The 23,910-nt window shown below is 56.9% G+C and carries 24 protein-coding genes; 15 read left to right on the plus strand and 9 right to left on the minus strand.

Going from position 1 to position 23,910, the window contains the following annotated elements:
* Positions 1–3: 3 nt before the first annotated feature.
* Together Z947_RS0103735 and Z947_RS0103740 are read left to right on the plus strand one after the other, a co-directional pair.
* On the plus strand, positions 4–885 hold the full coding sequence (locus Z947_RS0103735) for a DMT family transporter (protein WP_025042975.1): 882 nt from the start codon (positions 4–6) through the stop codon (positions 883–885).
* The gene (locus Z947_RS0103740) at positions 885–1,745 is read left to right on the plus strand and encodes a sugar kinase (protein WP_211100840.1); all 861 of its coding nucleotides are present in this window, start codon (positions 885–887) and stop codon (positions 1,743–1,745) included. Before Z947_RS0103735 ends, Z947_RS0103740 begins: the two co-directional genes overlap by 1 nt.
* 10 nt (positions 1,746–1,755) lie before the next feature.
* Here Z947_RS0103740 and Z947_RS0103745 read toward each other — a convergent pair whose 3' ends face one another.
* Genes Z947_RS0103745 through Z947_RS0103755 form a run of 3 tightly spaced genes read right to left on the minus strand, consistent with a single transcriptional unit; the run spans position 1,756 to position 4,247 of the window.
* Positions 1,756–2,271, minus strand: a complete 516-nt coding sequence (locus tag Z947_RS0103745; RefSeq protein ID WP_025042977.1) for a redoxin domain-containing protein — start codon at positions 2,269–2,271, stop codon at positions 1,756–1,758.
* A 57-nt stretch (positions 2,272–2,328) separates the two neighbouring features.
* Positions 2,329–3,375, minus strand: a complete 1,047-nt coding sequence (gene hemH, locus Z947_RS0103750; protein ID WP_025042978.1) for a ferrochelatase — start codon at positions 3,373–3,375, stop codon at positions 2,329–2,331.
* A gap of 53 nt (positions 3,376–3,428) precedes the next feature.
* Positions 3,429–4,247, minus strand: coding sequence for a methyltransferase domain-containing protein (locus Z947_RS0103755; protein ID WP_025042979.1), 819 nt, complete (start codon positions 4,245–4,247; stop codon positions 3,429–3,431).
* Positions 4,248–4,258: 11 nt separating this feature from the next.
* Between Z947_RS0103755 and Z947_RS0103760 the strand changes: the two genes are divergently transcribed.
* The 4 genes from Z947_RS0103760 (at position 4,259) to Z947_RS0103775 (ending at position 6,677) form a co-directional block, all read left to right on the plus strand.
* The gene (locus Z947_RS0103760) at positions 4,259–4,993 is read left to right on the plus strand and encodes a ComF family protein (protein ID WP_025042980.1); all 735 of its coding nucleotides are present in this window, start codon (positions 4,259–4,261) and stop codon (positions 4,991–4,993) included.
* Positions 4,994–5,131: 138 nt separating this feature from the next.
* On the plus strand, positions 5,132–5,389 hold the full coding sequence (gene grxC / locus Z947_RS0103765; RefSeq protein WP_025042981.1) for a glutaredoxin 3: 258 nt from the start codon (positions 5,132–5,134) through the stop codon (positions 5,387–5,389).
* Positions 5,389–6,219 carry a carbon-nitrogen hydrolase family protein gene (locus tag Z947_RS0103770; RefSeq protein ID WP_025042982.1) on the plus strand — a complete coding sequence of 277 codons (831 nt, stop codon included), beginning with the start codon at positions 5,389–5,391 and terminating at the stop codon, positions 6,217–6,219. The genes grxC and Z947_RS0103770 overlap by 1 nt, the downstream gene beginning before the upstream one ends.
* A gap of 23 nt (positions 6,220–6,242) precedes the next feature.
* The gene (locus Z947_RS0103775; RefSeq protein WP_025042983.1) at positions 6,243–6,677 is read left to right on the plus strand and encodes a MarR family winged helix-turn-helix transcriptional regulator; all 435 of its coding nucleotides are present in this window, start codon (positions 6,243–6,245) and stop codon (positions 6,675–6,677) included.
* On the opposite strand, the gene ubiG is transcribed toward Z947_RS0103775, so the two are convergent.
* Positions 6,664–7,410: a bifunctional 2-polyprenyl-6-hydroxyphenol methylase/3-demethylubiquinol 3-O-methyltransferase UbiG gene (gene ubiG / locus Z947_RS0103780; protein ID WP_025042984.1), complete on the minus strand. Its 747-nt coding sequence runs from the start codon at positions 7,408–7,410 to the stop codon at positions 6,664–6,666. The two genes, Z947_RS0103775 and ubiG, sit on opposite strands and share 14 nt — an antisense overlap.
* A gap of 48 nt (positions 7,411–7,458) precedes the next feature.
* Here ubiG and pip point away from each other — a divergent pair, with 48 nt between their 5' ends.
* The 6 genes from pip to infB all read left to right on the plus strand — a co-directional run bounded on the left by pip (position 7,459) and on the right by infB (position 14,736).
* On the plus strand, positions 7,459–8,433 hold the full coding sequence (gene pip / locus Z947_RS0103785; RefSeq protein WP_025042985.1) for a prolyl aminopeptidase: 975 nt from the start codon (positions 7,459–7,461) through the stop codon (positions 8,431–8,433).
* Positions 8,430–9,281 (plus strand): ABC transporter substrate-binding protein, encoded by an 852-nt coding sequence (locus Z947_RS0103790; protein WP_025042986.1) that lies wholly within the window; start codon positions 8,430–8,432, stop codon positions 9,279–9,281. The genes pip and Z947_RS0103790 overlap by 4 nt, the downstream gene beginning before the upstream one ends.
* A 140-nt stretch (positions 9,282–9,421) precedes the next feature.
* Entirely contained in the window at positions 9,422–10,000 is a 579-nt protein-coding gene (gene rimP, locus Z947_RS0103795; protein ID WP_025042987.1) for a ribosome maturation factor RimP, read from the plus strand.
* On the plus strand, positions 10,000–11,616 hold the full coding sequence (gene nusA / locus Z947_RS0103800; RefSeq protein WP_025042988.1) for a transcription termination factor NusA: 1,617 nt from the start codon (positions 10,000–10,002) through the stop codon (positions 11,614–11,616). Before rimP ends, nusA begins: the two co-directional genes overlap by 1 nt.
* A gap of 22 nt (positions 11,617–11,638) precedes the next feature.
* Positions 11,639–12,259, plus strand: coding sequence for an RNA-binding protein (locus Z947_RS0103805; RefSeq protein WP_025042989.1), 621 nt, complete (start codon positions 11,639–11,641; stop codon positions 12,257–12,259).
* Positions 12,260–12,267: 8 nt separating this feature from the next.
* Positions 12,268–14,736: a translation initiation factor IF-2 gene (infB, locus tag Z947_RS0103810; RefSeq protein ID WP_025042990.1), complete on the plus strand. Its 2,469-nt coding sequence runs from the start codon at positions 12,268–12,270 to the stop codon at positions 14,734–14,736.
* Between the two features lie 102 nt (positions 14,737–14,838).
* Here the strand turns inward: infB and Z947_RS22450 are convergent, their stop codons facing one another.
* From Z947_RS22450 to Z947_RS0103830, 4 genes are all read right to left on the minus strand, one after another.
* Positions 14,839–14,970 (minus strand): hypothetical protein, encoded by a 132-nt coding sequence (locus Z947_RS22450; protein ID WP_268778035.1) that lies wholly within the window; start codon positions 14,968–14,970, stop codon positions 14,839–14,841.
* A gap of 102 nt (positions 14,971–15,072) precedes the next feature.
* The gene (mutT, locus tag Z947_RS0103820; RefSeq protein WP_025042991.1) at positions 15,073–15,471 is read right to left on the minus strand and encodes an 8-oxo-dGTP diphosphatase MutT; all 399 of its coding nucleotides are present in this window, start codon (positions 15,469–15,471) and stop codon (positions 15,073–15,075) included.
* Positions 15,468–16,694 (minus strand): bifunctional glutamate N-acetyltransferase/amino-acid acetyltransferase ArgJ, encoded by a 1,227-nt coding sequence (gene argJ / locus Z947_RS0103825; RefSeq protein WP_025042992.1) that lies wholly within the window; start codon positions 16,692–16,694, stop codon positions 15,468–15,470. Before argJ ends, mutT begins: the two co-directional genes overlap by 4 nt.
* A gap of 5 nt (positions 16,695–16,699) precedes the next feature.
* Complete coding sequence (locus Z947_RS0103830; protein ID WP_025042993.1) at positions 16,700–17,548, minus strand: peptidylprolyl isomerase; 849 nt, start codon at positions 17,546–17,548, stop codon at positions 16,700–16,702.
* Between the two features lie 175 nt (positions 17,549–17,723).
* Here Z947_RS0103830 and secA point away from each other — a divergent pair, with 175 nt between their 5' ends.
* The 3 genes from secA (at position 17,724) to Z947_RS0103845 (ending at position 23,130) form a co-directional block, all read left to right on the plus strand.
* The gene (gene secA / locus Z947_RS0103835; RefSeq protein ID WP_025042994.1) at positions 17,724–20,444 is read left to right on the plus strand and encodes a preprotein translocase subunit SecA; all 2,721 of its coding nucleotides are present in this window, start codon (positions 17,724–17,726) and stop codon (positions 20,442–20,444) included.
* A gap of 103 nt (positions 20,445–20,547) precedes the next feature.
* Positions 20,548–21,552 (plus strand): hypothetical protein, encoded by a 1,005-nt coding sequence (locus tag Z947_RS0103840; RefSeq protein ID WP_025042995.1) that lies wholly within the window; start codon positions 20,548–20,550, stop codon positions 21,550–21,552.
* An 18-nt stretch (positions 21,553–21,570) separates the two neighbouring features.
* On the plus strand, positions 21,571–23,130 hold the full coding sequence (locus Z947_RS0103845) for a substrate-binding domain-containing protein (RefSeq protein WP_037938673.1): 1,560 nt from the start codon (positions 21,571–21,573) through the stop codon (positions 23,128–23,130).
* Here the strand turns inward: Z947_RS0103845 and radC are convergent.
* Positions 23,127–23,876 carry a RadC family protein gene (gene radC / locus Z947_RS0103850; protein ID WP_025042997.1) on the minus strand — a complete coding sequence of 250 codons (750 nt, stop codon included), beginning with the start codon at positions 23,874–23,876 and terminating at the stop codon, positions 23,127–23,129. The two genes, Z947_RS0103845 and radC, sit on opposite strands and share 4 nt — an antisense overlap.
* Positions 23,877–23,910 lie beyond the last annotated feature (34 nt).

Raw genomic sequence — 23,910 nt, forward strand, 5'->3', positions numbered from 1 at the left:
ATCATGGCCGTCGCCGCCCAGTCCAACATCGATTTACCGCGCCTCGGCATCGTTTTGATGCTGGCGGCGTGGCTGCTGTTTTCGCTGGTTGATACCGGTGCAAAATGGTTGGCGGTGGCGGGTATTCCTGCGTTCCAATTGGCATTCATGCGCTATGCAGGGCACTTCGTGATTTCGATCGGGGTGGTTGCCAAGGGCGGATGGTCGGTGGACCGGTTCAAAACGGACCATCTGTGGCAAGTCGTAAGCCGCGCTGTATTGCTGGTCACGGCGACATTGTCGAACTTTTATGCGCTGCATTTTCTGCCGCTGACTGTCGCCTCGGCGATCATGTTTTCCAGTCCGGTGATCGTCTGCTTCCTGTCCATTTCGGTACTGGGGGAAAAGGTTGGCCCGTGGCGCTGGGGTGCCATTCTGTTAGGGTTTATCGGTGTGCTGATTGTGGTGCGCCCCTTTGGCACGGCCTTTCATCCCGCGATGCTGCTGATCATCTATAATGCGACGGCGCTGGCGTTCTATTCGATCATGACGCGCAAGCTGTCGGGGATCGTCGCTGTGGATACGATGCAATTCTACCTTGGTCTTGTGGGCACATCGATTATGGCACCGTTCGCGATCTGGGCTTGGGTTGCGCCAGCATCGGGATGGGCGATGACTGTACTGCTGGGTCTTGGCGTCATGGGGTGGGCTGGGCACCAGTTTTTGACGAATGCGCACAGGTTCGGCAGTGCCAACCAGCTGATGCCATTCACCTATTCGTTCCTAATCTATGTTGCGATCTGGGGTTATCTGTTGTTTGGCACTGTACCGGATTTCTGGACCCTCATCGGGGCGTTCGTGATCATGTTGGCGGGGCTTATTATTTGGAAAAGAGAGCAAACATAATGCGGATAGCGTGCATTGGTGAGGCGATGATCGAACTGTCGATGGCAGGAGAGGACGCGCAATTGGGTGTCGCGGGGGACACATTAAACACCGCGATCTATTTGCACCGTGAAGCCCCTGCATTGCAGGTTGAATTTGTGACATGCCTTGGCGACGATCCGTTTTCGCAACGGATTTCGGATTTCATTGCGTCCCAAGGGGTCGGCACAGATACGATCCACCGGATTGCCGGGTCATCGCCCGGTCTATATGCCATCACCACCACAGAAGATGGCGAGCGCAGCTTTACCTATTGGCGCAACGCATCGGCCGCACGGCAGTTGTTTGCGGATCTGGATTTCAGCATACTTGCGGGGTTCGATGCAGTCTATTTGTCAGGGATTTCGATGGCGATCCTGCCACATCCTGTCAGGACGGCATTGGTTGCATGGCTTGAAACCGCTCAAGTCAAAGTCATCTATGACAGCAATTATCGCCCCCGCTTGTGGGAAAATGAGGCACAGGCACAACAAATCACCAAGGCGATGTGGGATCGTGCCGACGTGGCGTTGCCGTCGATTGACGACGAAATGGCCCTTTTCGGGGAAACTGCGGCGCAGGTTGAAACACGTTTTGCGAGGCATCGTGGACAAGGGGCGTTAAAGCGCGGCGAAAACGGGCCGATGTCGTTGGGATCGCAAGTCACCCAAGCCTATCCGCCTGCCGAACGGGTCATTGATACAACCGCCGCCGGTGACAGCTTTAACGGCGGTTATCTTGGCGCGCGCTTGTCCGGTAAATCACAGGCGGATGCGCTAATGGCCGGCCATCAACTGGCCGCCAAGGTTGTTCAGCATCGCGGTGCAATCATGCCCGAATAGGCACCATTAATCAGGCGGTGCCGCGAATGGGTCTGTCGTTATCGATGTTGAAAATCATCCCGTCCAACAACTCTTCAAGATCGGGGCGGGCGGCTGGTCCGTTAGAGATATCGACGAGCATCAAACTGCCATCCGGGCGCATCGCAAAGGTGCCCGGTTCGGCAAACCGTGTGGTGGTTTCGGTTTCTGACAGCGGGTCGGACACATAAAGCCCCAAGGCGCGCATCTGTTCTTCGGTCATTCCGTAACAGAGATCGAAATTCCAGCCGAATTCCGCGCGGTCTGCCAACGCCTTTTCCTGCGTGTCGGCGGACACGACGATCACGTCCATCTTGGCAGTCCATTGATCAAGGGCTGCGTTAAGCTTGTTCAGATAGCGTTTGCAGCGGGGACAGTGTTTGCCACGGTACACAAACAGAACGCTCCACCGGTCACGGTTTTGGCCAATCTGGCGTGTGCCGCCGTCAACATGCAGAAAACTGGCAGCTTCGACAATGGCACCAACGCGTGGTTTTGCAGAGCTCATGATATGTCCTTTCACGGGGTTCATGAAAGGCTATCAAAGGGGCATCGGGGGTCAACCCTAGGCAAGCCATCCTTGCAGGTTTTCTTCAATTGTCGCCGACAGCGCCTTGATGTGCAGATCATCGTCGTTGAGGCAGGGAATATAGGTAAAATGCTCGCCCCCCGCTTCCTCAAAGCTTTCTTTGATCTCTTCGTTGATCTCTTCAAGGGTTTCGATGCAATCCGCAGAAAATGCGGGCGCGCAGACCGCGATCTTCTTGTTGCCCGCTTCGGCCTGACGCGCGACCTCTTCAACGGTGTAGGGCTGTAACCATTCCTCAGGGCCGAATTTCGACTGGAAGGTTGTCATGATTTCAGTGTCTTTCCACCCCAAGCGTTCTTTCAACAGGCGCGTGGTTTTCTGACACTGGCAATGATACGGATCGCCCTCTGTCAGATAGCGGATCGGCACGCCGTGGTAAGAACAGATCAGGATGTCAGGGCGCTTTTCAGCCGCAGCATAGGCAGTTTCGATCGAAGTGGCGAGCGCCTCGATGTAATCGGGCCGATCGAAATAGGGTTCAACCACACGCGCGATCGGTTGCCATTTTTCCTGCCCCAAAGCCGCGAAAAATGCATCACAGGCCGTGGCGGATGTGGCACCGGCGTATTGCGGGTAAAGCGGGAAAAACAGGATTTTGCTGCATCCCGCCGCAGTCATCGCCGCCACCTTGGATTTGGTCGACGGATTGCCATAGCGCATGCAGTAATCGACCATCACGTCATCCCCATAGCGCGCCTTCATGGTTTCGGCGATTTTGGCGGTTTGCGATTTTGTGATGGTCAGCAGCGGGCTTTCACCTGCTTCGTGGTTCCAGATCGATTTATACGCCGCACCAGAGGTAAAGGGCCGCTTTGTCAGGATCACCAGTTGCAACAAAGGTTGCCAAAGCCAGGGGCTGTAATCAATCACGCGGCGGTCGGACAGGAATTCACCCAGATACCGGCGCATCGACCAATAGTCGTAATTGTCCGGCGTTCCGAGATTGGCAAGCAGTACGCCCACGCGTTGCTTTGGTACTTTGGGGTGATCTTTGCTGGCGTGGTCAGGGCGTGCGGTTTGCATGGCGTGTCCTTGGGTGGCTTGCTTGCGTTCAAATAGGGGCATTCTGGCTGCGGTCAATTGGGTAACTTTGTCTCACCTGTGCCTAAAGCGTCGGCAAGTCGCTGTTGCGCAGAACCCGGTCGCAACGGTTTGGGCTGGCTGTCGGCGGGGGCCCATCCGGTCAGAAAGATCAGATCAAAGGTGGCGGTGATCCTGCCAGTCGAGGTGGCAAAGTTATCCTGATAAAGCCGCGCGGCAGTTTCGAGAACGGCGCGGCGGGTCGGGCGGCGCAGGCGCGAGGCCAGTGCGTTGGTTTCGCCCATCGCGCGCAGATCGCGCATCAGGGTCCAGGCGTCGCTGTATTCAACATTCAGGGTCTGGCTGTCGGCGACGGGCAGGGCAAAACCCGCGCGTTGCAGCAGCCCGCCCATATCGCGCAGGTCGGCCATGGGCGCGACGCGCGGGGACATCCCGCCGGTGACGTCTGCTTCGGCTTGTCCCAGACAGGCGCGCAGTTCGTGCAGGGTCTGCCCGCCGAACGCGACACTTAGGAACAAACCGTCAGGCATCAGCGCGCGCCGGCATTGAATCAACTGCCCGACCGGATCATTGGCCCAATGCAACGCCATGGCGTGCACCACCAGATCATGCGCGCCTACGTCCAACGCCAATGTTTCACTGTCAGGTGTCACGGTGGCCTGCGGGAAAGACGAACCCCAAATCGCGCGGTGTCCGGTCACAATTGCCGGCGCGTTAAACGACTTGTTAACCAAAAGCATACGATCCTGCACCTCGTCAGCGGCGGCATGGTGCAGGAACATCGCGTCTGCGGTTGCACGGTGGCGATGCAATGCGAGCGCCCCCGCATCGGTCATGAGAGTTTGTTGGGTCATTGGAAACCAATATGTCGTTGTTGAGCGGACTTCAAACAGGGTTAGACGCAGTTTACCCTGCACGTTGTCTGACATGCGGTTCAATTGTCGACGGCGATTTCGGGCTTTGCGGAGCCTGCTGGCGCGACACGGCCTTTATCGGGGGTACGATATGCGATTCCTGCGGCGTCCCGTTGCCGGGCGCGGACGAGGGCGACATTCTGCACTGTGACAGCTGTATGGAAAACCCGCCGCCTTGGTCCAAGGGGCGCGCCGCGATGTTGTATCGCGACACGGGGCGCAAGTTGGTGCTGGCGTTGAAGCATGGGGACAGACAGGAAATTGCACGCCCTGCGGGGCTTTGGCTGGCGAATGCTGTGGCGGATGTCGTGACGCAGAATACCTTGATCGCACCGGTTCCATTGCATTGGCTGCGGATGATCAAGCGGCGGTATAACCAATCCGCGCTACTGGCAAAAGCGCTGTCAAACAGAATCGAGCGGCCGTGGTCGCCGGATTTATTGCAAAGGGTCAGGCGGACGCAGACACTGGATGGCCTTGGCCGCAGCGAAAGGATCACAGCGGTCGAAAATGCCATTCGCGTGCATCCCTTGCGGCGGCACCGTTTGATCGGGCGGCCCGTGTTGCTGGTGGATGACGTAATGACGTCAGGCGCGACTTTGGCTGCCTGCACGCAGGCCTGTCTTGACGCGGGTTCGGGGCCTGTGAACGTCGTGACACTAGCGCGCGTGGCTAAAGATGCTTAAATGACCTTTTAACAAAGTGTTTCACCGAACGCTTGATGTTTCAGGCACCGCTCACGGCTCGCAAATCTTTGATTTGAGGCTGCGGGGCGATCCGTGTTTCTGGTGGCGCACTGTTTTAATGTTGAAAGGAACCGGTTCATGAAACCTGTCGAAATCTATACGTCGCCCCTTTGTGGTTTTTGTCACGCGGCCAAGCGGTTGCTGACGTCCAAAGGTGTCGAATTTTCCGAAGTTGATGTTCTGGCCCAGCCAGAGCGTAAACCAGAGATGGTCCAACGGGCCAATGGCGGGCGCACGGTGCCACAGATTTTCATTGGCGATATCCACGTCGGCGGCTCTGACGATCTGCATGCCCTGGAGCGTGCAGGCAAACTTGATGCCTTGCTGGCCGCGTGATGCAGTGCGCCATTCTCCAGCTTAACGTCAGCGATGATCCTGTCGCAAATCTGGCCATTACGCTGGATATGTTTCGCAAGGCGGTGGCGCAGGGGGCGCAGTTTATTCTGACGCCCGAAGTGACAAATTGCGTATCGACCAGTCGCGCGCATCAGCAAGAGGTGCTGCAATTCGAAGCAGATGACATCACCCTTGCTGCATTGCGCGCGGAAGCAAAAGCGGCGGGCGTGTGGCTGTTGATCGGGTCGCTGGGTCTTAAAACGGGCGATGCCGACAAGCGGTTTGCCAACCGGTCGTTCATGATCGGACCGGACGGCGGCATTGTGGCGAAATACGACAAGATCCACATGTTCGACGTTCAGATTAGCGAAACCGAAACATGGCGTGAAAGCGAAGGCTACCGTCCGGGCGACCGCGCGGTGTTGGCGCAGACCGATTTTGCCAAAATCGGCATGAGCGTTTGCTACGACGTGCGGTTTTCACGCCTGTATCGCGCGTTGGCCAAAGCTGGCGCACAAATCCTGACAGTGCCTGCTGCGTTTTCACCGGTAACGGGGGCCGCGCACTGGCATGCGTTGTTGCGGGCGCGGGCGATCGAATCGGGGTGTTTTGTGATTGCGCCGGCCCAAACCGGCACCCATGCCAGCGCTGTTCATAAAACCCGTGATACTTACGGACACTCGCTGGTCGTTGATCCGTGGGGTGAGGTTTTGCTCGATGCCGGAACGGTTTCCGGCGTTTACACTTTCGCGCTTGATATGGAAAAAGGCGAGGCAGCACGACGTAAGGTTCCAAGCCTTGCCAACGCGCGCGACTTTTCCGGCCCCTGAGGGGGTGCTATACAGGCCGACGTATGAGCGATGACAAAAATACTTTGGCGATCATGCTGTTCAGCGAAATTCTGGCGGCAGATCATTCAATGCGTGGGCGATTGAGCCGCGTTTTACCCAAAGGTATGGAAATCTCGCATTTCTCGGTGCTCAACCATCTTTCCCGTAAGGACGCCGAATCTACGCCTGCGCAACTGGCGGAACGGTTCGGCGTAACGCGCGGCGCCATGACCAACACGTTGAACAAGCTGGAGTGGTCCGGCTACGTTCACATCCGCCCTGATTGGGACGATGCGCGACGCAAAATGGTCGCCATCAGCCCCGCAGGACGCAATGCGCGTGACACAGCCGTGGCGGCGATTACCCCGATGATCAATCAGGTTGTCGAGGATCTGGGCGAAGAGCAGGCCCGCGCGGCCCTGCCCATCCTGCGCGAGATCAGGCTTAAGCTGACTTAAGGCTCGCGGTGACGTAGTTCACGCTCAGGTCTTTGTCCGACAGGCTCCAGCTCCAGGCGATCGGATTGAATACGAACCCCTTGCGGTCCACCGGTTCCATCCCTGCCTCTGTTATCAGGGCGAACAATTCGTCGGGGGTGATGAATTTGGACCACTCGTGGGTGCCTTTGGGCAACCAGCGCATGATGTGTTCGGCCCCGACAATCGCCATCATGAATGATTTGGGATTGCGGTTGATCGTTGAACAGATATGCAGCCCGCCGGGTTTTAACAGATCGTGACAGGCGCGCAGGTAATCCGGCGGAGACGCGACATGTTCAACGACTTCCATGTTCAACACGACATCGAATTGTTCACCATTTGCGGCCATATCTTCGGCAGTGGTGTGGCGGTAATCAATTTCCAGCCCTGATTGCGCGGCATGCACCTGTGCCACAGGAATATTGCCAGCGGCGGCGTCGGCCCCCACAACCGTGGCCCCCAAACGCGCCATCGGTTCGGAAAGCAGGCCACCGCCGCAGCCGATGTCGAGGATACGCAGGCCCTTGAAAGGAGTTTCGGAGGTGAGATCGCGATCAAACTCGCCCGCGATCTGCGATGTGATGTAATCCAACCGGCAGGGGTTCAGCATGTGTAATGGTTTGAACTTGCCGTTCAAATCCCACCATTCGGCGGCCATCGCTTCAAATTTTGCGATTTCCCCTGCGTCTACCGTAGATTGAGCCGTTTGCATTTCGCGCTCCCTATGTTCTTGTATATCTGAGACGTATATAGGGCTGATATGGACAAGTTTCCCGATCAAAAACGCGCAGTTCAATATCTTTATCCGCCGATTGACCCGTTCGATCAGCGGATGTTGGCCGTTGGGCAGGGCCATACTGTCTATGTTGAGCAATGCGGCAATCCCGATGGCATACCGGTTGTTGTACTACATGGTGGGCCCGGTGGGGGGTGCAGCCCCTCTATGCGGCGTTATTTCGACCCGTCAAAGTTTCGCGTGATCCTGTTTGACCAGCGCGGATGCGGGCGGTCCAAACCCCACGCAAGCGTCACGGATAACACGACGTGGCATCTGGTCGCAGACATAGAAATGATTCGCCGCGAGCTGGGGATTGACCGGTGGATCGTTTTTGGGGGCTCGTGGGGGGCGACGCTTTCGCTGATCTATGCCCAGACCCATCCCGAGGCCGTGCGCAATCTGGTTTTGCGCGGCGTTTTCCTGATGACGCAATCGGAACTGGATTGGTTTTATGGCGGTGGTGCCGGTAAATTCTGGCCCGAAGTCTGGGCGCGGTTTACATCGCTGATCCCCGAAGACGAACAGGATGACCTGATCAAAGCGTATCACCGCCGTCTGTTTTCCGGCGATCTGTCGGTTGAGCAACGCTATGGCCGTGCTTGGGCCGCTTGGGAAAACGCATTGGCGTCGATCCATTCGACGGGCGGATCCCACGAAGGGCCGGCGGATTATGCACGGGCCTTTTCGCGGTTAGAGAATCACTATTTCACCAATGCAGGTTTCTTGGAGTTTGACGGCCAGATTTTGGCGCATATGCCGCGAATCTCCCATATTCCCGGTGTGATTGTGCAGGGACGGTACGACATGATCTGCCCCCCCAGCAGCGCCTATGAGCTGGCCGAAAACTGGTTGCAGGGCGAATTGAAGATGGTGCGCAACGCGGGTCATGCCCTGTCCGAACCGGGTATTTCGGCAGAACTGGTGCGGGCGATGGACCGGATCGGAGCGCTGGGATGAGCCGGTCGTTGCTGGACCGCCGTGCGCTGTTTTCCAGCGCGGCCGCCGCCGCATTGCTGGCGGCAACCGGAGTTTCCGCCGCTGGCCCCACGCGTGGGGGACGGTTGCGGATGGCGCTTTCGGGCGCCTTGCGCGACGACACGTGGTCGCGCGGTGATGGTCTGTTTATGCAGGTGGCGCGTCAGGGCGTTGTCTTTGACACGCTGACCGAAGTCGCCGCGGACGGCACGTTGCGCGGCGAATTGGCGACAGGTTGGTCATCGTCACCGGACGCCCGCAGATGGCTGTTTGATCTGCGCCAGGATGTTACATTTCACGATGGTAAGTCCTTCACGGCACAGGATGTTGTTGCAAGCGCTGCAAGCTTTGCCGGTGGCGCGGTGCAGGCTGTCGGCACCTATCAGGTGTCGTTTACATTGGATCACGGCGACCCGCGCCTGCCGATGCGACTTGCCCAGCCATCGTATTTCATCCGTTCAGCGCATGCACCAGACAGCGGGATCGGCACCGGCCTGTATCGGGTTGAAAACTTCACAGCGGGCCAGCGCCTGTTGGCGACCCGCGTTGCAGATCACTATAAAGGGGAGAGCGCGGGTTGGTTTGACGAGGTTGAGCTGACTTCGATCTCTTCCGAACCCGTTCGCGGGCAAGCGCTGGGCGAATATCTGGTTGATGCGGTTGATCTAAAGGCGGCGGGTGCCTTGGCCGGTCTGGCTGACATTACCTTTCAGCCCGATCACCGCCATCCGGCCCAAGCGGTATCCACTGACGTGATACAGCCTGCCACCATCAGCCATTTACGCCCGCTGGATAACCTGCGCGCGGCTGAACGCTGGTGGTTTGCGTGAACAGGCCTTGCAGACTCAGCTTACTCTGCGTATATGCCCATCAACAGCGGCGCGTTCGGGTCCAAACCAAACGCTCCACCGATCTTGAACACGGGCCGCGCGCCCGTTTTTTTGTGCCTAATGGAAACCGATAGGAAACCATGACCAACGACCTTATTGCCAAAGCCGCCATTGACCGCCGCATGGCCGAGATCATCACACCGGTGATCGAGGATATGGGCTATGAACTGGTGCGCGTGCGTCTGATGTCAGGCAAAGTGACGACATTGCAGATTATGGCCGACAAACCCGAGGGCGGGATTGAGGTTGATGACCTGGCCAAGATCAATCAGGCGCTGGGTGCGGTGCTGGACGTCGAAGATCCGATCATCGAGGAATACACGCTTGAGGTATCCTCGCCCGGGATTGACCGTCCGCTCACGCGGCTCAAGGATTTCGACATGTTCGAAGGCTATGAAGCCAAGATCGAAACCGAAGAACTGGTCGGCGGCCGCCGTCGCTTCAAGGGCGAATTGGCTGGCATCGACGGGGACGAGGTGCTGATCAACGTCGAAGAAGGCACCGTTGGTTTGAAATTCGACTGGTTGTCGGATGCCAAACTGGTGCTGACCGACGAGTTGATCACCGAAATGCTGCGCCAACGCAAAGAATCGGGCGCAATTGACGAAACCAAGTTTGACGAGATCGAGACCGAAGGGTCTGATGAGGGAGAAGACTAATGGCCATTACATCCGCCAACCAGCTTGAGTTGTTGCAGACCGCCGAGGCTGTGGCCCGCGAAAAGATGATCGACCCCGCTTTGGTCATCGAAGCGATGGAAGAATCGCTCGCCCGCGCGGCAAAGTCGCGTTACGGCGCAGAGATGGATATTCACGTGGCGATTGACCGCAAGACCGGTCGCGCAACGTTTACCCGTGTGCGTACCGTGGTCGCCGAAGACGAGCTTGAGAACTATCAGGCTGAATTCACGGTGGATCAGGCCAAGCAGTACATGGATAACCCCGAGATCGGCCAACAGTACATCGAAGAAGTGCCGCCGGTTGAAATGGGCCGGATTGCGGCACAATCAGCCAAGCAGGTCATCCTGCAAAAGATCCGCGAAGCCGAGCGGGATCGTCAGTACGAAGAATTTAAAGACCGCGCAGGTACGATCATCAATGGTCTGGTCAAGCGTGAAGAGTATGGCAACGTCATCGTCGATGTGGGCGCTGGTGAAGCGATCCTGCGCCGCAACGAAAAGATCGGCCGCGAATCGTATCGCCCGAATGACCGTATCCGCGTTTACATCAAAGACGTGCGTCGCGAGCAGCGTGGCCCACAGATTTTCCTGAGCCGTACCGCGCCTGAATTCATGGCCGAGCTGTTCAAGATGGAAGTGCCAGAGATTTACGACGGCATCATCGAGATCAAGGCGGTTGCCCGTGATCCCGGTTCGCGCGCGAAGATCGCTGTGATCTCCTATGACGGGTCGATTGACCCCGTAGGCGCATGTGTCGGTATGCGTGGTTCACGTGTGCAGGCCGTAGTTAACGAATTGCAGGGTGAAAAGATCGACATCATTCCATGGAATGACGATCAGCCCACGTTCCTTGTGAACGCATTGCAGCCTGCGGAAGTTTCCAAGGTTGTTCTGGACGAAGAAGCGGGCAAGATCGAAGTGGTTGTTCCAGAAGAGCAGCTTTCGCTTGCTATTGGCCGTCGTGGCCAGAACGTGCGTCTGGCGTCACAGCTGACCGGTCTCGATATCGACATCATGACAGAAGAGCAGGAAAGCCAGCGCCGTCAGGCCGAGTTTGAACTGCGTACCAAGCTGTTCATGGATAACCTCGACCTTGATGAGTTCTTTGCCCAGTTGCTGGTATCCGAAGGGTTCACCAACCTTGAAGAAGTTGCTTACGTCGAAGTGAACGAACTGCTGGTCATTGACGGTGTTGATGAAGACACGGCGCAGGAACTGCAGGCCCGCGCGCAGGATGTGCTGGAAGCGCAGAACAAAGCGGCGCTTGAAGCGGCCCGTGCCTTGGGTGTCGAGGACAGCCTTATTGAATTTGACGGCCTGACACCCCAGATGATTGAGGCACTGGCAAAGGATGGCGTGAAAACACTGGAAGATTTCGCGACATGTGCGGACTGGGAGCTGGCCGGTGGCTGGACAACAGTAGACGGCGAGCGTGTGAAAGATGACGGTTCGTTGGAGCCGTTCGAGGTTTCATTGGAAGATGCGCAGGCCATGATCATGACCGCCCGTGTTATGCTGGGTTGGGTTGATCCAACCGAACTGGAAGCGGAAGAGCCCGAAGACGACGACACAGAAGAACAGGAGGTCGAGGCCTGATCTCAGGCCTCGATTGTTCCAGATGAGCCGCGGTGGCGCCTCCAAAGACCGGGAAGACGGTCCTGACCGCAAGTGCATTGCCACGGGCGAAGTGCAGCCTAAATATGGTTTAGTGCGATTTGTGGTCGGGCCGGATGATCAGGTTTATCCTGATATCTTGGGCAAATTACCGGGACGTGGTATGTATGTTGCTGCTGATCGGGCGGCGATTGAACTGGCGATCAGCAAAAAGCTGTTCACCCGCGCTGCAAAACAGCAGGTCAAGGTACAGGATGATCTGCTGGCAGAAGTTGAAAAGCAACTTGCGCGGCGTGTGGTTGACCTGATTTCGCTGCAACGCAAAGGCGGACGCGCCGTGGCGGGATACGAAAAAGTCAAAAGCTGGCTTCAGAACGAAGAAGCCGAAGTGCTTATTCAGGCCACTGATGGGTCTGAACGCGGTAAAACGAAACTGAGCACGCCTCACTACGGCCATTACATTGGCGTACTGACGGCGGATGAATTGGGTTTGGCATTCGGACGCCAAACTGTGATACATGGGGCGCTCGCCTCTGGTGGACTCACTCTGCGTGTTGTAGAGGAAGCCCAACGACTAAAAGGCGTGCGACAAAACGAGGCTGGCAGCGGCCAGCCGGAAGGATGACGAGCTAAATGAGCGATACAGACGGCAGAAAAACATTGGGTCTGGGCGGTTCGCGTCCCAGCAACGTAAAGCAGAGCTTTAGCCACGGGCGTACCAAGAACGTCGTGGTCGAAACCAAGCGCAAACGCGTTGTGGTGCCAAAGCCGGGTGGGCAAAAGCCAACCGGGCCGGGTGCCGGACCTGTGGGCGACCCTTCCAAACGTCCTGCGGGCATTACAGACGCACAGATGGAGCGCCGTTTGAAGGCGGTTCAGGCCGCCAAGGCACGTGAAGCCGAAGAGGCCGCCGCCCGTTTGGCAGAGGAGAAGGCCCGCGCGGAAGACCGCGAGCGCCGTCGTGCCGAGATTGATGCGAAAGAAAAGGCAGATCGCGAGCGCGAGGAAAGCCTGAAGGCAAAAGCCGAAGAAGAAGCGCAGGCCAAGCGTGACGCAGAAGCCGCTGCACAGGCAGCTGCTGCCGCACCTGCAGCGCCAGCTGCTGCGCGGCCGACGCCTAACAAGGTGGCACCGGGGCCGGCGGTTCGCAAAACCGAACGTGACCGCGAAGAAACCAACAAAAAGAACCGCACTGACGATCGCCGTTCTGGCAAACTGACAGTGAATCAGGCGCTTACAGGTGGTGAAGGCGGGCGCCAGCGTTCGATGGCCGCAATGAAGCGCAAACAAGAGCGTCAGCGCCAAAAAGCGATGGGCGGCAACGTCGAGCGCGAAAAGATCATCCGCGAAGTGCAATTGCCCCCTGCGATCGTTGTGTCCGAGCTTGCGGCCCGTATGGCCGAAAAGACCGGTGCGGTTGTGAAGGCGTTGATGACCAACGGCATGATGGTGACGCAGAACGAAACCATTGATGCGGATACCGCTGAATTGATCATCGAGGAATTCGGCCACAAAGTTGTGCGCGTTTCCGATGCCGACGTTGAAGATGTGATCAAAGAGATCGAAGACGATCCGAAAGATCTGGTAGGTCGTCCACCGGTCATTACAATCATGGGCCACGTTGACCACGGTAAAACGTCCTTGCTTGACGCAATCCGTAACGCGAAAGTTGTCGCGGGCGAAGCGGGCGGCATCACGCAGCACATCGGTGCCTATCAGGTCACAACCGATGGCGGCCAAGTGCTTTCGTTCCTTGATACACCGGGCCACGCGGCATTTACGTCGATGCGTTCGCGCGGTGCTCAGGTGACCGACATTGTTGTTCTGGTGGTTGCGGCGGATGACGCTGTGATGCCTCAGACAATCGAAGCGATTGCGCATGCGAAAGCGGCAAAAGTGCCAATGATCGTGGCGATCAACAAGATCGACAAACCTGCCGCTGATGCCATGAAGGTGCGGACAGACCTGCTGCAGCACGAGGTGATCGTGGAACAGATGTCTGGTGAGGTGCAGGACGTTGAGGTTTCTGCAACCACCGGTCAGGGTTTGGATCAACTGTTGGAAGCCATTGCGTTGCAAGCTGAGTTGCTTGAACTTAAGGCCAACCCGAACCGCGCCGCGGTTGGTGCCGTGATCGAAGCGCAGCTTGACGTGGGTCGCGGCCCTGTTGCGACTGTTCTGGTTCAGAACGGTACGTTGCGCCAAGGCGACATCTTTGTTGTGGGTGAGCAGTACGGTAAGGTCCGCGCGCTGATCGACGATCAGGGCAACCGCGTGAAAGAAGCGGGCCCATCGGTTCCGGTTGAGGTTCTGGGCCTGAACGGCACACCCGAAGCGGGCGACGTTTTGAACGTAACCAGCACCGAAGCGCAGGCGCGCGAGATCGCGGATTACCGTGCAAGTGCTGCCAAAGACAAACGCGCAGCGGCCGGTGCGGCGACGACGCTGGAACAGTTGATGGCAAATGCCAAGGCGAACGAAGACATCAGCGAACTGCCGATCCTGCTGAAAGCGGATGTTCAGGGGTCTGCTGAAGCGATCGTTCAGGCGATGGAGAAAATCGGCAACGACGAGGTACGCGTGCGCGTTCTACACTCAGGTGTGGGTGCGATCACCGAAACCGATGTTGGGTTGGCCGAAGCCTCCGGTGCGCCGATCATGGGCTTTAACGTGCGTGCGAACGCATCTGCGCGTAACACGGCGAACCAGAAAGGTGTCGAGATCCGCTATTACTCGGTCATCTATGATTTGGTTGACGACGTGAAAGCCGCTGCCTCTGGCCTGCTTAGCAACGAGATCAAAGAAAACTTCATCGGATATGCGAATATCAAAGAAGTGTTCAAGGTCACGGGTATTGGTAAGGTTGCCGGTTGTCTTGTCACCGAAGGTGTGGCGCGTCGTTCTGCCGGTGTGCGTTTGCTGCGCGACAACGTGGTAATCCACGAAGGGACGCTCAAGACTCTCAAGCGTTTCAAGGATGAGGTGCCAGAAGTGCAGTCCGGTCAGGAATGCGGCATGGCCTTTGAGAACTACGAAGACATTCGTCCAGATGACGTGATCGAAATCTTCACCCGTGAAGAAGTCACGCGGACATTGAAATAAAATCAAAGGTCGGGCAGAAATGTCCGGCCTTTTTAACACCACGACACCAAAAAAGGGGCCGCGAATGCAGCCCCTTTTTACGTTCCGGTCAAACCGGTGGAATTAGTTTTTGCGGACAGGAGTACCGGCAAATACAGTGTCATCGACTTTGACAGCGACACGGCCATCAGCCAAATCTTTCACAAAGATACCTTGAACGGATACACATGATCCAAGCGTGATTGTACGCAGCATTTTCTCTCTCCCCAGACAGTGGGGACAACATAATCAACAATTTGTGAACGCGCCAGTACATTGTTTCCCGATACGCGAGAATCTCAATAGAACTCTAACTTATCAAAGCCAGTCCCGCAAAATGGGGATCAGCGGGACGTCTGCCGCGGGCATCGGATAATCGCGTAGGTCTTTTGCGTGGACCCATTTTAAAGCCTGATTCTCTTTCGAATAAGGCGTTCCTTCCCACTTCCGGCAGGCAAACAGCGGCATCAAAAGATGAAAATCGTCGTAGCTGTGGCTGGCAAAAGTCAGCGGCGCAAGGCAGGATTTCCAGGTGTTGATGCCTAGCTCTTCTTCGAGCTCTCGGATCAGCGCAGCTTCGGGCGTTTCGCCTGCTTCGACCTTGCCGCCTGGGAATTCCCACAGACCAGCCATGGATTTCCCCTCGGGGCGTTGAGCCAACAAAATCCGCCCGTCTACGTCGATCAGCGCGACGGCCGACACCAAGACAACCTTCACGACCGGTAGTCCGCGTTGATTTCGATATAGCCGTGGGTCAAGTCACAGGTCCAAACTGTTGATGCTCCCGATCCAATGCCGATATCGACAGTAATCTGGATTTCTTCGCCTTTCATATGAGCGGCGGCATCTTCCTCTGAATAGGATGGGCTACGCCACCCGTCTTTGGCGACTTCAACATCCCCGAACCGGATCGAAAGCCGGTCCCGATCAGCGGCTGCGCCGGATTTGCCGATCGCCATAACAATACGACCCCAGTTGGGATCTTGCCCGGCGATTGCTGTCTTCACCAGTGGTGAATTTGCAATGGCCATTGCGTGTAGCTTGGCATCGGCATCAGTCGCGGCACCGGTTACGGCAATCTCGACGAATTTTGTCGCGCCTTCACCGTCGCGCACAACCTGAAATGCAAGGTCTTGCATCACACCATGCAGGGCATCGCGAAATGCGCTATCGCTTGACGCATCCACGCCTGACGCGCCGGTCGCTGCAACGATCAGGCTGTCAGAGGTCGATGTGTCACTATCCACTGTGATACAGTTGAACGTCCGGTCGGCGTCTGCAGAAACCATCGCCTGCAATGCATCTTGATCAATCAAAGCATCGGTAAAGATATAAACCAGCATCGTCGCCATATCCGGCGCAATCATGCCGGACCCTTTGGCTATACCCGCGATAGAAACGGTTTTTCCGCCAACATTCACCGTCGCACACGCACCTTTGGCATAGGTGTCGGTGGTCATGATTGCCCGCGCCGCCTGTGCAATATGGCCTGCGTCCAATCCGGATTTGGCATCCTCTATCACGGAGGTCACCCGTTCAAAAGGCAGGGGTTCGCCGATCACACCGGTCGAGGACGTAAACACACGCGATTGCGGCAGGTCGCAGACCTTGGCCACGCAGGCGGTGATTGCCTCGACGGCTTCGATGCCGCGACGACCGGTAAAGGCATTGGCGTTGCCCGAATTCACGAGGATCGCCGCGCCTTCGTCGGATTTTTGGCCAATCTTGGTTTGGCAATCCAATACGGGGGCGGCACGGGTTTGCGACCGGGTGAATACACCCGCAATCGCGGTGCCGGGTGCCATCTGCGCCAACATAACATCCGTGCGTCCCTGATATTTGACGCCCGCAGCGATGGTGGCAAATTGCACACCTTCAATCACAGGCAAATCAGGGAAACCGGACGGTGCCAGCGGCGATACCTTTGTGATGTTTCCCAAGCGCGTTACTCCAGCCAGTCGATGTTTTTGATCAGCGCGGGGTCGATTTCCTGCTCTGACATCCGTTCCACATCTGCGTCATTGGTGATTTCTTCGATGCGGGTTTGCACAAGCGTCTGACGTACCTGCAGTTCGAGTTCTTCGCGCACATCGTCCAATGCGGGGGCTTCGGTTTTACGGGTCTCGTTCAGCTTGATCACATGCCAGCCGAATTGCGTTTCAACCGGAGCGGATACGGCGCCTGGCTCCATTGCAACCACGGCAGCTTCGAAAGAGGGCACCATCATGCCGGCACCGAACCACCCCAATGATCCGCCACCCGGACCGGACGGGCCAGTGGATTTTTCACGCGCCAGTTCGGCAAAGTCCGCACCGTCGTCCAAGGCTGTTTTGATCGTGTTCGCTTCTTCTTCGGTTTCAACCAGAATGTGAGAGGCGTTATATTCCTCACCCGCTTCCTGATCTGTGTATTGCGCGTCATAGGCGGCTTTGACGGCTTCCTCGTCCACGGGGGCCGCCATGACACCTTCGATGACTTCACCGGCTGTCAGCGAACGGGTTTCGTTTTCCAAGGACAGGGTCACACGTTTGGGCAGATCGCCCTCATATGTGTCGGCAAGCGCTGTTTGTTGCACCAGCTGGTCGAGGATACCCTTGAACAACACCTCGTCCGGCAGATCCTGATATTGCTGCGGCAAAGTTGCACGGGCAATGATCATGTGGCCCAAAGTGATGTCTTTGCCATTCACGGTTGCAACCACGGTATCAACGGTTGGCGTGTCCTGCGCAGCGACAGGCAGGGCCAATGAAACAGCCAGCGCCAAAGATGCCAGATAAGTGAGGGGTTTTTGCATGGATCGTCCTATCGTTAAGCTCTGTACAGGGCTGCTACATTGACAGCCTATGGTGCGGCCCTTACATCGCCCTAAAGGGCGCACACGCAAGCCACGTTCCCCATCTATCTATGGGCTGACTGAGGCTTGGGCAAGCACATCGCTGCGCAGAATTCAAACGTCGGCTGGAGAGCACATGCTGGGTATCGGAACAATCGCCAAAAAGGTCTTTGGCACGCCAAATGATCGCAAAATCAAAGCGACCCGCCCGCTGGTGGCAAAGATTAATGCGCTTGAGCCGGATTTCGAAAAGCTGAGCGATGAGGGTCTGAAGGACAAGACCGAAGAGCTGGCCAAACGTGCCATGGGCGGTGAAAGTCTTGACGATCTGTTGCCCGAAGCATTTGCCAACTGCCGAGAGGCAGCGCGGCGTACCCTGGGCCTGCGCGCTTTTGATACACAGATGCTGGCGGCGATTTTTCTGCATCAGGGCAATATTTCCGAGCAGAAGACCGGCGAGGGCAAAACCCTGACGGCCGCTTTGGCCGCCTATCTGAACGCCTTGCCGGGCAAGGGCGTGCACGTTGTGACGGTGAATGAATATCTGGTGCAGCGCGATGCGGACTGGATGGGCAAGGTGTTTGCCGCTTTGGGCCTGACCACAGGTGCGGCGATTGCCGGTATGAGCACAGAGGCCAAGCGCGAAGCCTATGCTTGCAACATTACCTATGCGACGAACAACGAACTCGGCTTTGATTATCTGCGCGACAACATGAAGTCGAACCTGGACGAAATTCTGCAAAAGCATCACTTCTTTGCGATTGTCGATGAGGTGGACAGTATTTTGATCGATGAGGCGCGCACACCATTGATCATCTCTGGCCCGGCGCAGGACCGGTCGGACATGTATGTCACGATCAACAAGTTGATCCCGTCGTTAAAGCCAGAGCATTACGAGCTGGACGAAAAAACGCGCAATGTGACCTTTACCGATGACGGCAACGAGTTTCTGGAAGAACTGCTGCGCGGCGAGGGTTTGTTGGAGGAGGGTCAGTCGCTGTATGACCCCGAAAGCACGACAATCGTGCACCATGTTAATCAGGGCCTGCGCGCGCATACGTTGTTTACCAAGGATAAGGACTACATCGTTCGCGACGGCGAGATCATGTTGATCGACGAATTCACCGGACGGATGATGCAGGGCCGCCGCCTGTCGGACGGGCTACATCAGGCGATTGAGGCGAAAGAGGGCACATCGATCATGTCCGAGAACGTCACGCTTGCGTCTGTGACTTTCCAGAATTACTTCCGACTTTATGACAAGCTGGCGGGTATGACCGGGACAGCGCTGACCGAAGCCGAAGAATTCGGCGAAATTTACGGTCTGGGTGTTGTCGAGATCCCCACAAACGTGCCGATTGCACGTGTCGATGAGGATGATGCAGTCTACCGTACCGTAGGCGAAAAATATCAGGCGATGATCGACAAGGTGAAAGAGGCGAACGCCAAGGGCCAGCCTTGCCTTGTTGGGACCACGTCGATTGAGAAATCCGAACAACTGTCCCAGATGCTGACCGCTGCTGGCATCCAGCACAACGTTCTGAACGCGCGCCAGCACGAGCAGGAAGCGCAGATCATCGCGGACGCCGGCAAACTGGGGGCGGTCACCATCGCCACCAACATGGCCGGACGCGGGACCGATATCCAGTTGGGTGGCAACGTCGAATTGAAAGTGCTCGAAGCGCTGGATGCCGATCCCGACGCCGATCCTGTTGCGATCCGCACGCGGATCGAAGCGGAACACGCCGAAGAAAAGAAAAAGGTGCTGGAGGCAGGTGGCCTTTATGTACTCGCCTCCGAGCGGCATGAAAGTCGCCGTATCGACAATCAGCTGCGTGGCCGTTCCGGCCGTCAGGGTGACCCGGGCCGTACCTCGTTCTTCCTGTCTCTGGAAGACGATCTGATGCGGATTTTCGGATCCGAACGGTTGGAAAAAGTGCTGACTTCGCTGGGCCTGAAAGAAGGCGAGGCGATCATCCACCCTTGGGTCAACAAATCGCTTGAACGGGCGCAGGCCAAGGTTGAAGGGCGCAACTTTGACATCCGCAAACAGTTGTTGAAATTCGATGACGTGATGAACGAGCAGCGCAAGGTGATCTTTGGCCAGCGTCGTGACATCATGGAATCGCAAGACCTGTCCGAGATCACGACCGACATGCGCCATCAGGTAATTGATGACCTGATCGACACCTATATGCCGCCGAAAACCTATGCCGACCAATGGGATTCCAAAGGATTTGCCGAAGGTGTGGCCGAACATCTGAACATGGACCTGCCGATGGTCGCATGGTGCGAGGAAGAGGGTGCCGACGACGATGTGATCCGTGAGCGATTGATCGAAGCCTCAGACAAGATGATGGCCGAGAAGGCAGAAGTCTTTGGTGCCGAGAATATGCGCAACATCGAAAAGCAGCTGTTGTTGCAGGCGATTGATACCAAGTGGCAAGAACACTTGATGACGCTGGAGCATCTGCGTTCTGTTGTCGGTTTCCGCGGCTATGCGCAGCGCGATCCATTGAATGAGTATAAGAACGAATCCTTCCAGTTGTTCGAAGGGATGCTGGACAGCCTGCGGCTGGAAGTGACGCAAAAGCTGGGTCAAATCCAGCCAATGTCAGAGGACGAGCGCGCAGCGATGATGGAAGAACTGCGTGCGCAGCAGGCTGCGATGCAGGCCGCTGCGGCCGCCGCTGCCGGCAAAGACGCAGCTGGTGATGCGCCAAAAGCTGATGCTGGCACCGCCATCGCTGGTTTTGACGAAAACGACCCGAGCACTTGGGGTTCTCCGGGTCGAAACGACGATTGCCCGTGTGGATCTGGCAAGAAGTTCAAACATTGCCATGGACGTCCGGCATAAAGCTGCCTCTATTCCGCCAAGAACTTCCCTCATCAGGGCCATAACCCGGCCCTGATGATGCGCGATCAATACTTCGAACGATTCCGTTTGAAGGGACAAGACGATGTTGCGCACAAAGGAAATTCTGACTGCTATTGGGGCCCTCGGCTGTGCAATCGGCATTGGGTTTATCATGCAGAACTCTGACTCTGCGCAGGCGCTGTACGGCCCGACAGAGATCCAACATCCCGAAGACATGCCGGAGCTCAAAGGTGCCTCGGCTGCCAATGCGCTATTGGACGTGCAGGAAATTAAGCTGACAAGCGCCGAGTTTGATACGGGTATCAAGCTTCCCCAGCCCGAGGCCGAAGTGACGAAAGTTTCGACACCTTCGAGCGCATTGGCAGAGCCAAAGATGTACGAAACATCCGAAGCCACACCTGCGGCTACATGTGAAATATCCGCGCTGGCCCGTCCGGTTGCTGCCGCAATGGTCGATCTAAGCATGCAAGCCCCCTGTTTGCCCAACGAGCGCGTGACAGTGCACCACAATGGTATGATTTTTACCGTCACAACATCAGCCAAGGGTGAAATTTCGCTACGCGTCCCTGCGCTGGCGGAAGAAGCGGTGTTCATCCTTGCCTTTACCAATGGTGACGGGGCGGTCGCGCAGACCACGGTTGAGGAGCTGGCCGATTTTGACCGCTCCGTTCTGCAGTGGAAAGGCAACACTGGCTTTCAAATCCACGCCCGTGAGTTTGGTGCCGATTACGGTTCTGCAGGACATTTGTGGAGCGGGGCACCGGGCGAAATCGCGGATGCTGTTTCCGGCAACAGTGGTGTTTTGACCCGTCACGGGGACATGCAGGCCGCTGACCCGTTGCTTGCAGAAGTTTACAGTTTTCCAAAGGCTTATAATGCGCGCAAGGGCAACATTGCTTTGAGTGTCGAGACGGAAGTGACCGCAACGAACTGCGGGCTGGAGATCGAGGCGCAGTCGCTGGAGATTCAGCCAGATGGCAAAATCAAGACCCAGAACCTGACCTTGCCTGTCCCGGATTGTGATGCCGAAGGGAGTTTTCTTGTGTTGAATAATCTGCTCCAAGACCTGAAAGTCGCTGGCAAATAACAACGCCCCTGAGGTCACATGATCATTCTGAAACGTGCGGCGGTTCTCGCCGCGCTTTTTCTGTTCACCACCACTGGTGCCATGGCACAAGATGTCTCGCTTAGCTCGCGGGATGGAAAGGTAGAACTGAGCGGAACGCTCTTGGGGTTTGATGGCGAATTTTACCGCCTGTCCACCGATTATGGCGAACTTACCATCGATGGTTCCGGGGTGTCCTGCACCGGGCCGGGTTGCCCGAATTTGCAGGACTTCGTCGCCGAAATTGAACTGTCCGGCTCTGCGACGATGGGTGCGGTTTTGATGCCCGCCCTTATCGATGCCTATGCGCAGCGCAGCGGATACTCCGTGTCACGCGAAGACGTCGATGCGACCCGCTTTGTACTGTCGCTTACCGATGTCGCAACAGGCAAACGCGCCGCGCGGTTCGGGTTTCGTGCCAGCAATACGGACGAAGGTTTCGCCGATCTTTTAGCTGACGAAGCAGATATTGTGATGGCGCTACGCGAAATTCGCCCGGATGAACGCAAGCTTGCGCGAGAGGCCGGCATGGGAGATCTGACCGGTCCAAATCGCAGTCGGGTGCTGGCGCTGGATGCTGTTGTCCCAATCGTCGCTGCTGGCAACCCGCTGCGCAGCATCTCTCCGTTGAACTTGGCGCAGGTGTTTGCGGGGGAGATCACAAATTGGAACGCGTTAGGGGGGCCGGACGCACCGATCGAATTACATGTGCCAAACGTGTCCAGCGGGTTATCGCAAGCGTTAGAAGATCAGGTTTTGAAACCTGCCAAACTTGAATTGTCATCCGATGCCATTCGCAATCAAACGCCCGCGGACATCGCGCAAGCCGTCGCGAAAGATACCTTGGCCATCGGATTAACCAGTTATGCCGAGCGCCAGAGCACGCGTGTCCTGACCTTGGGTGGCACTTGCGGTTTCGCGCTGGATGCGGCGCGTCGTACCATCAAAACAGAAGATTACCCCCTGACCGCGCCGATGTTCCTGTATTTTCCGGCACGCCGACTGCCGCTGATTGCCCGCGAGTTTCTTGCGTTCTCACGCAGTGGCGCGGCGCAAAATGTTATCCGGCGGGCCGGTTTCGTCGACCAAGCCCCGGAGGAAATTTCGATTTCAGCGCAAGGCAACCGGTTTGCAAATGCGATCACAGTTGCAGGGCCGGAAATCCCGCTTGAGGAAATGCAGCGTATGGTGGCCACGCTGTCCCCTATGGCGCGGCTAACAACCTCGTTCCGGTTCGAAACAGGGTCGATCCGGCTTGATGCGCAATCCCGCTCGAACGTGCAGCAGCTTGCCCGCGCATTGGAGCAGGGCCGCTATGACGCCCGACAAATCCTGTTTGTCGGGTTCAGTGACGGACAAGGTGCTGCCAAGCCCAACCGTGACATTGCCCTGCGCCGTGCAGAAGCTGTGTTGCGCGCGGTCAGCGCAGCGGCTGTGACTGCCAATCTGGAGCGCGTCGATCTTGGTGTTGATGCCTTTGGCGAGGCTATGCCAATGGCGTGTGACGACACCAGCTGGGGCCGTCAGGTGAACCGGCGGGTCGAGGTCTGGGTGCGTTAAAGGTATCCTTCGGATCGAAAACTAAGTTCGGTTGATTTGCCGATGATCAAGTGGTCGTGCAGCGTCAAACCCAAGGCTTCGCAAGCCCGCGCAATTTGCTCTGTCATGTCGATGTCGGAGGCTGAGGGAGTCGGATCGCCCGAGGGATGGTTGTGGACAAGAATCAGCGCGGAGGCGTTGAGTTCAAGCGCCCGTTTGGCCACCTCACGCGGGTAGACCGGCACGTGATCTACTGTCCCCTGGCCTTGTGCCTCGTCAGCGATCAGGACATTTTTATTATCCAGAAAAAGTACGCGAAATTGTTCTGTTTCGCGGTGCGCCATTTTGGTGTGACAATAGGTCAGGAGATCATCCCAGCTGGATACGATCTGGCGCCGCATGACCTTGGCGCGGGCCAGCCGTTGGGCTGTCGCCTCGACGATCTTTAATTCAACAACCACGTCCTCGCTGACGCCATCAAGTTCCAGCAGCCGTCCCTCAGGCGCGGAAATGACGCGATTGAAATCGCCGAAGCGGTCGATCATTGCATTCGCCAATGGTTTTACATTTCCCTGCGGGATCGCGCGAAACAGCAGGAGTTCGAGCAGTTCGTAATCGGGCATCGCATCTGCGCCGCCGACCATGAAACGGGCGCGCAACCGTTGACGATGGTCCCGCATATAAGACGGTTGTTTCACATCGATTGGCCGGATGTTATCCAGCGTGTCCAACAAAAATGGCAGTGCTTGTTCGGCAAAATGTGTCATACGCACAGATTGTGCAGACATGGTTAGGATTCGG

It is taken from the genome of Sulfitobacter geojensis, assembly GCF_000622325.1.
GTDB classification, from domain to species: domain Bacteria; phylum Pseudomonadota; class Alphaproteobacteria; order Rhodobacterales; family Rhodobacteraceae; genus Sulfitobacter; species Sulfitobacter geojensis.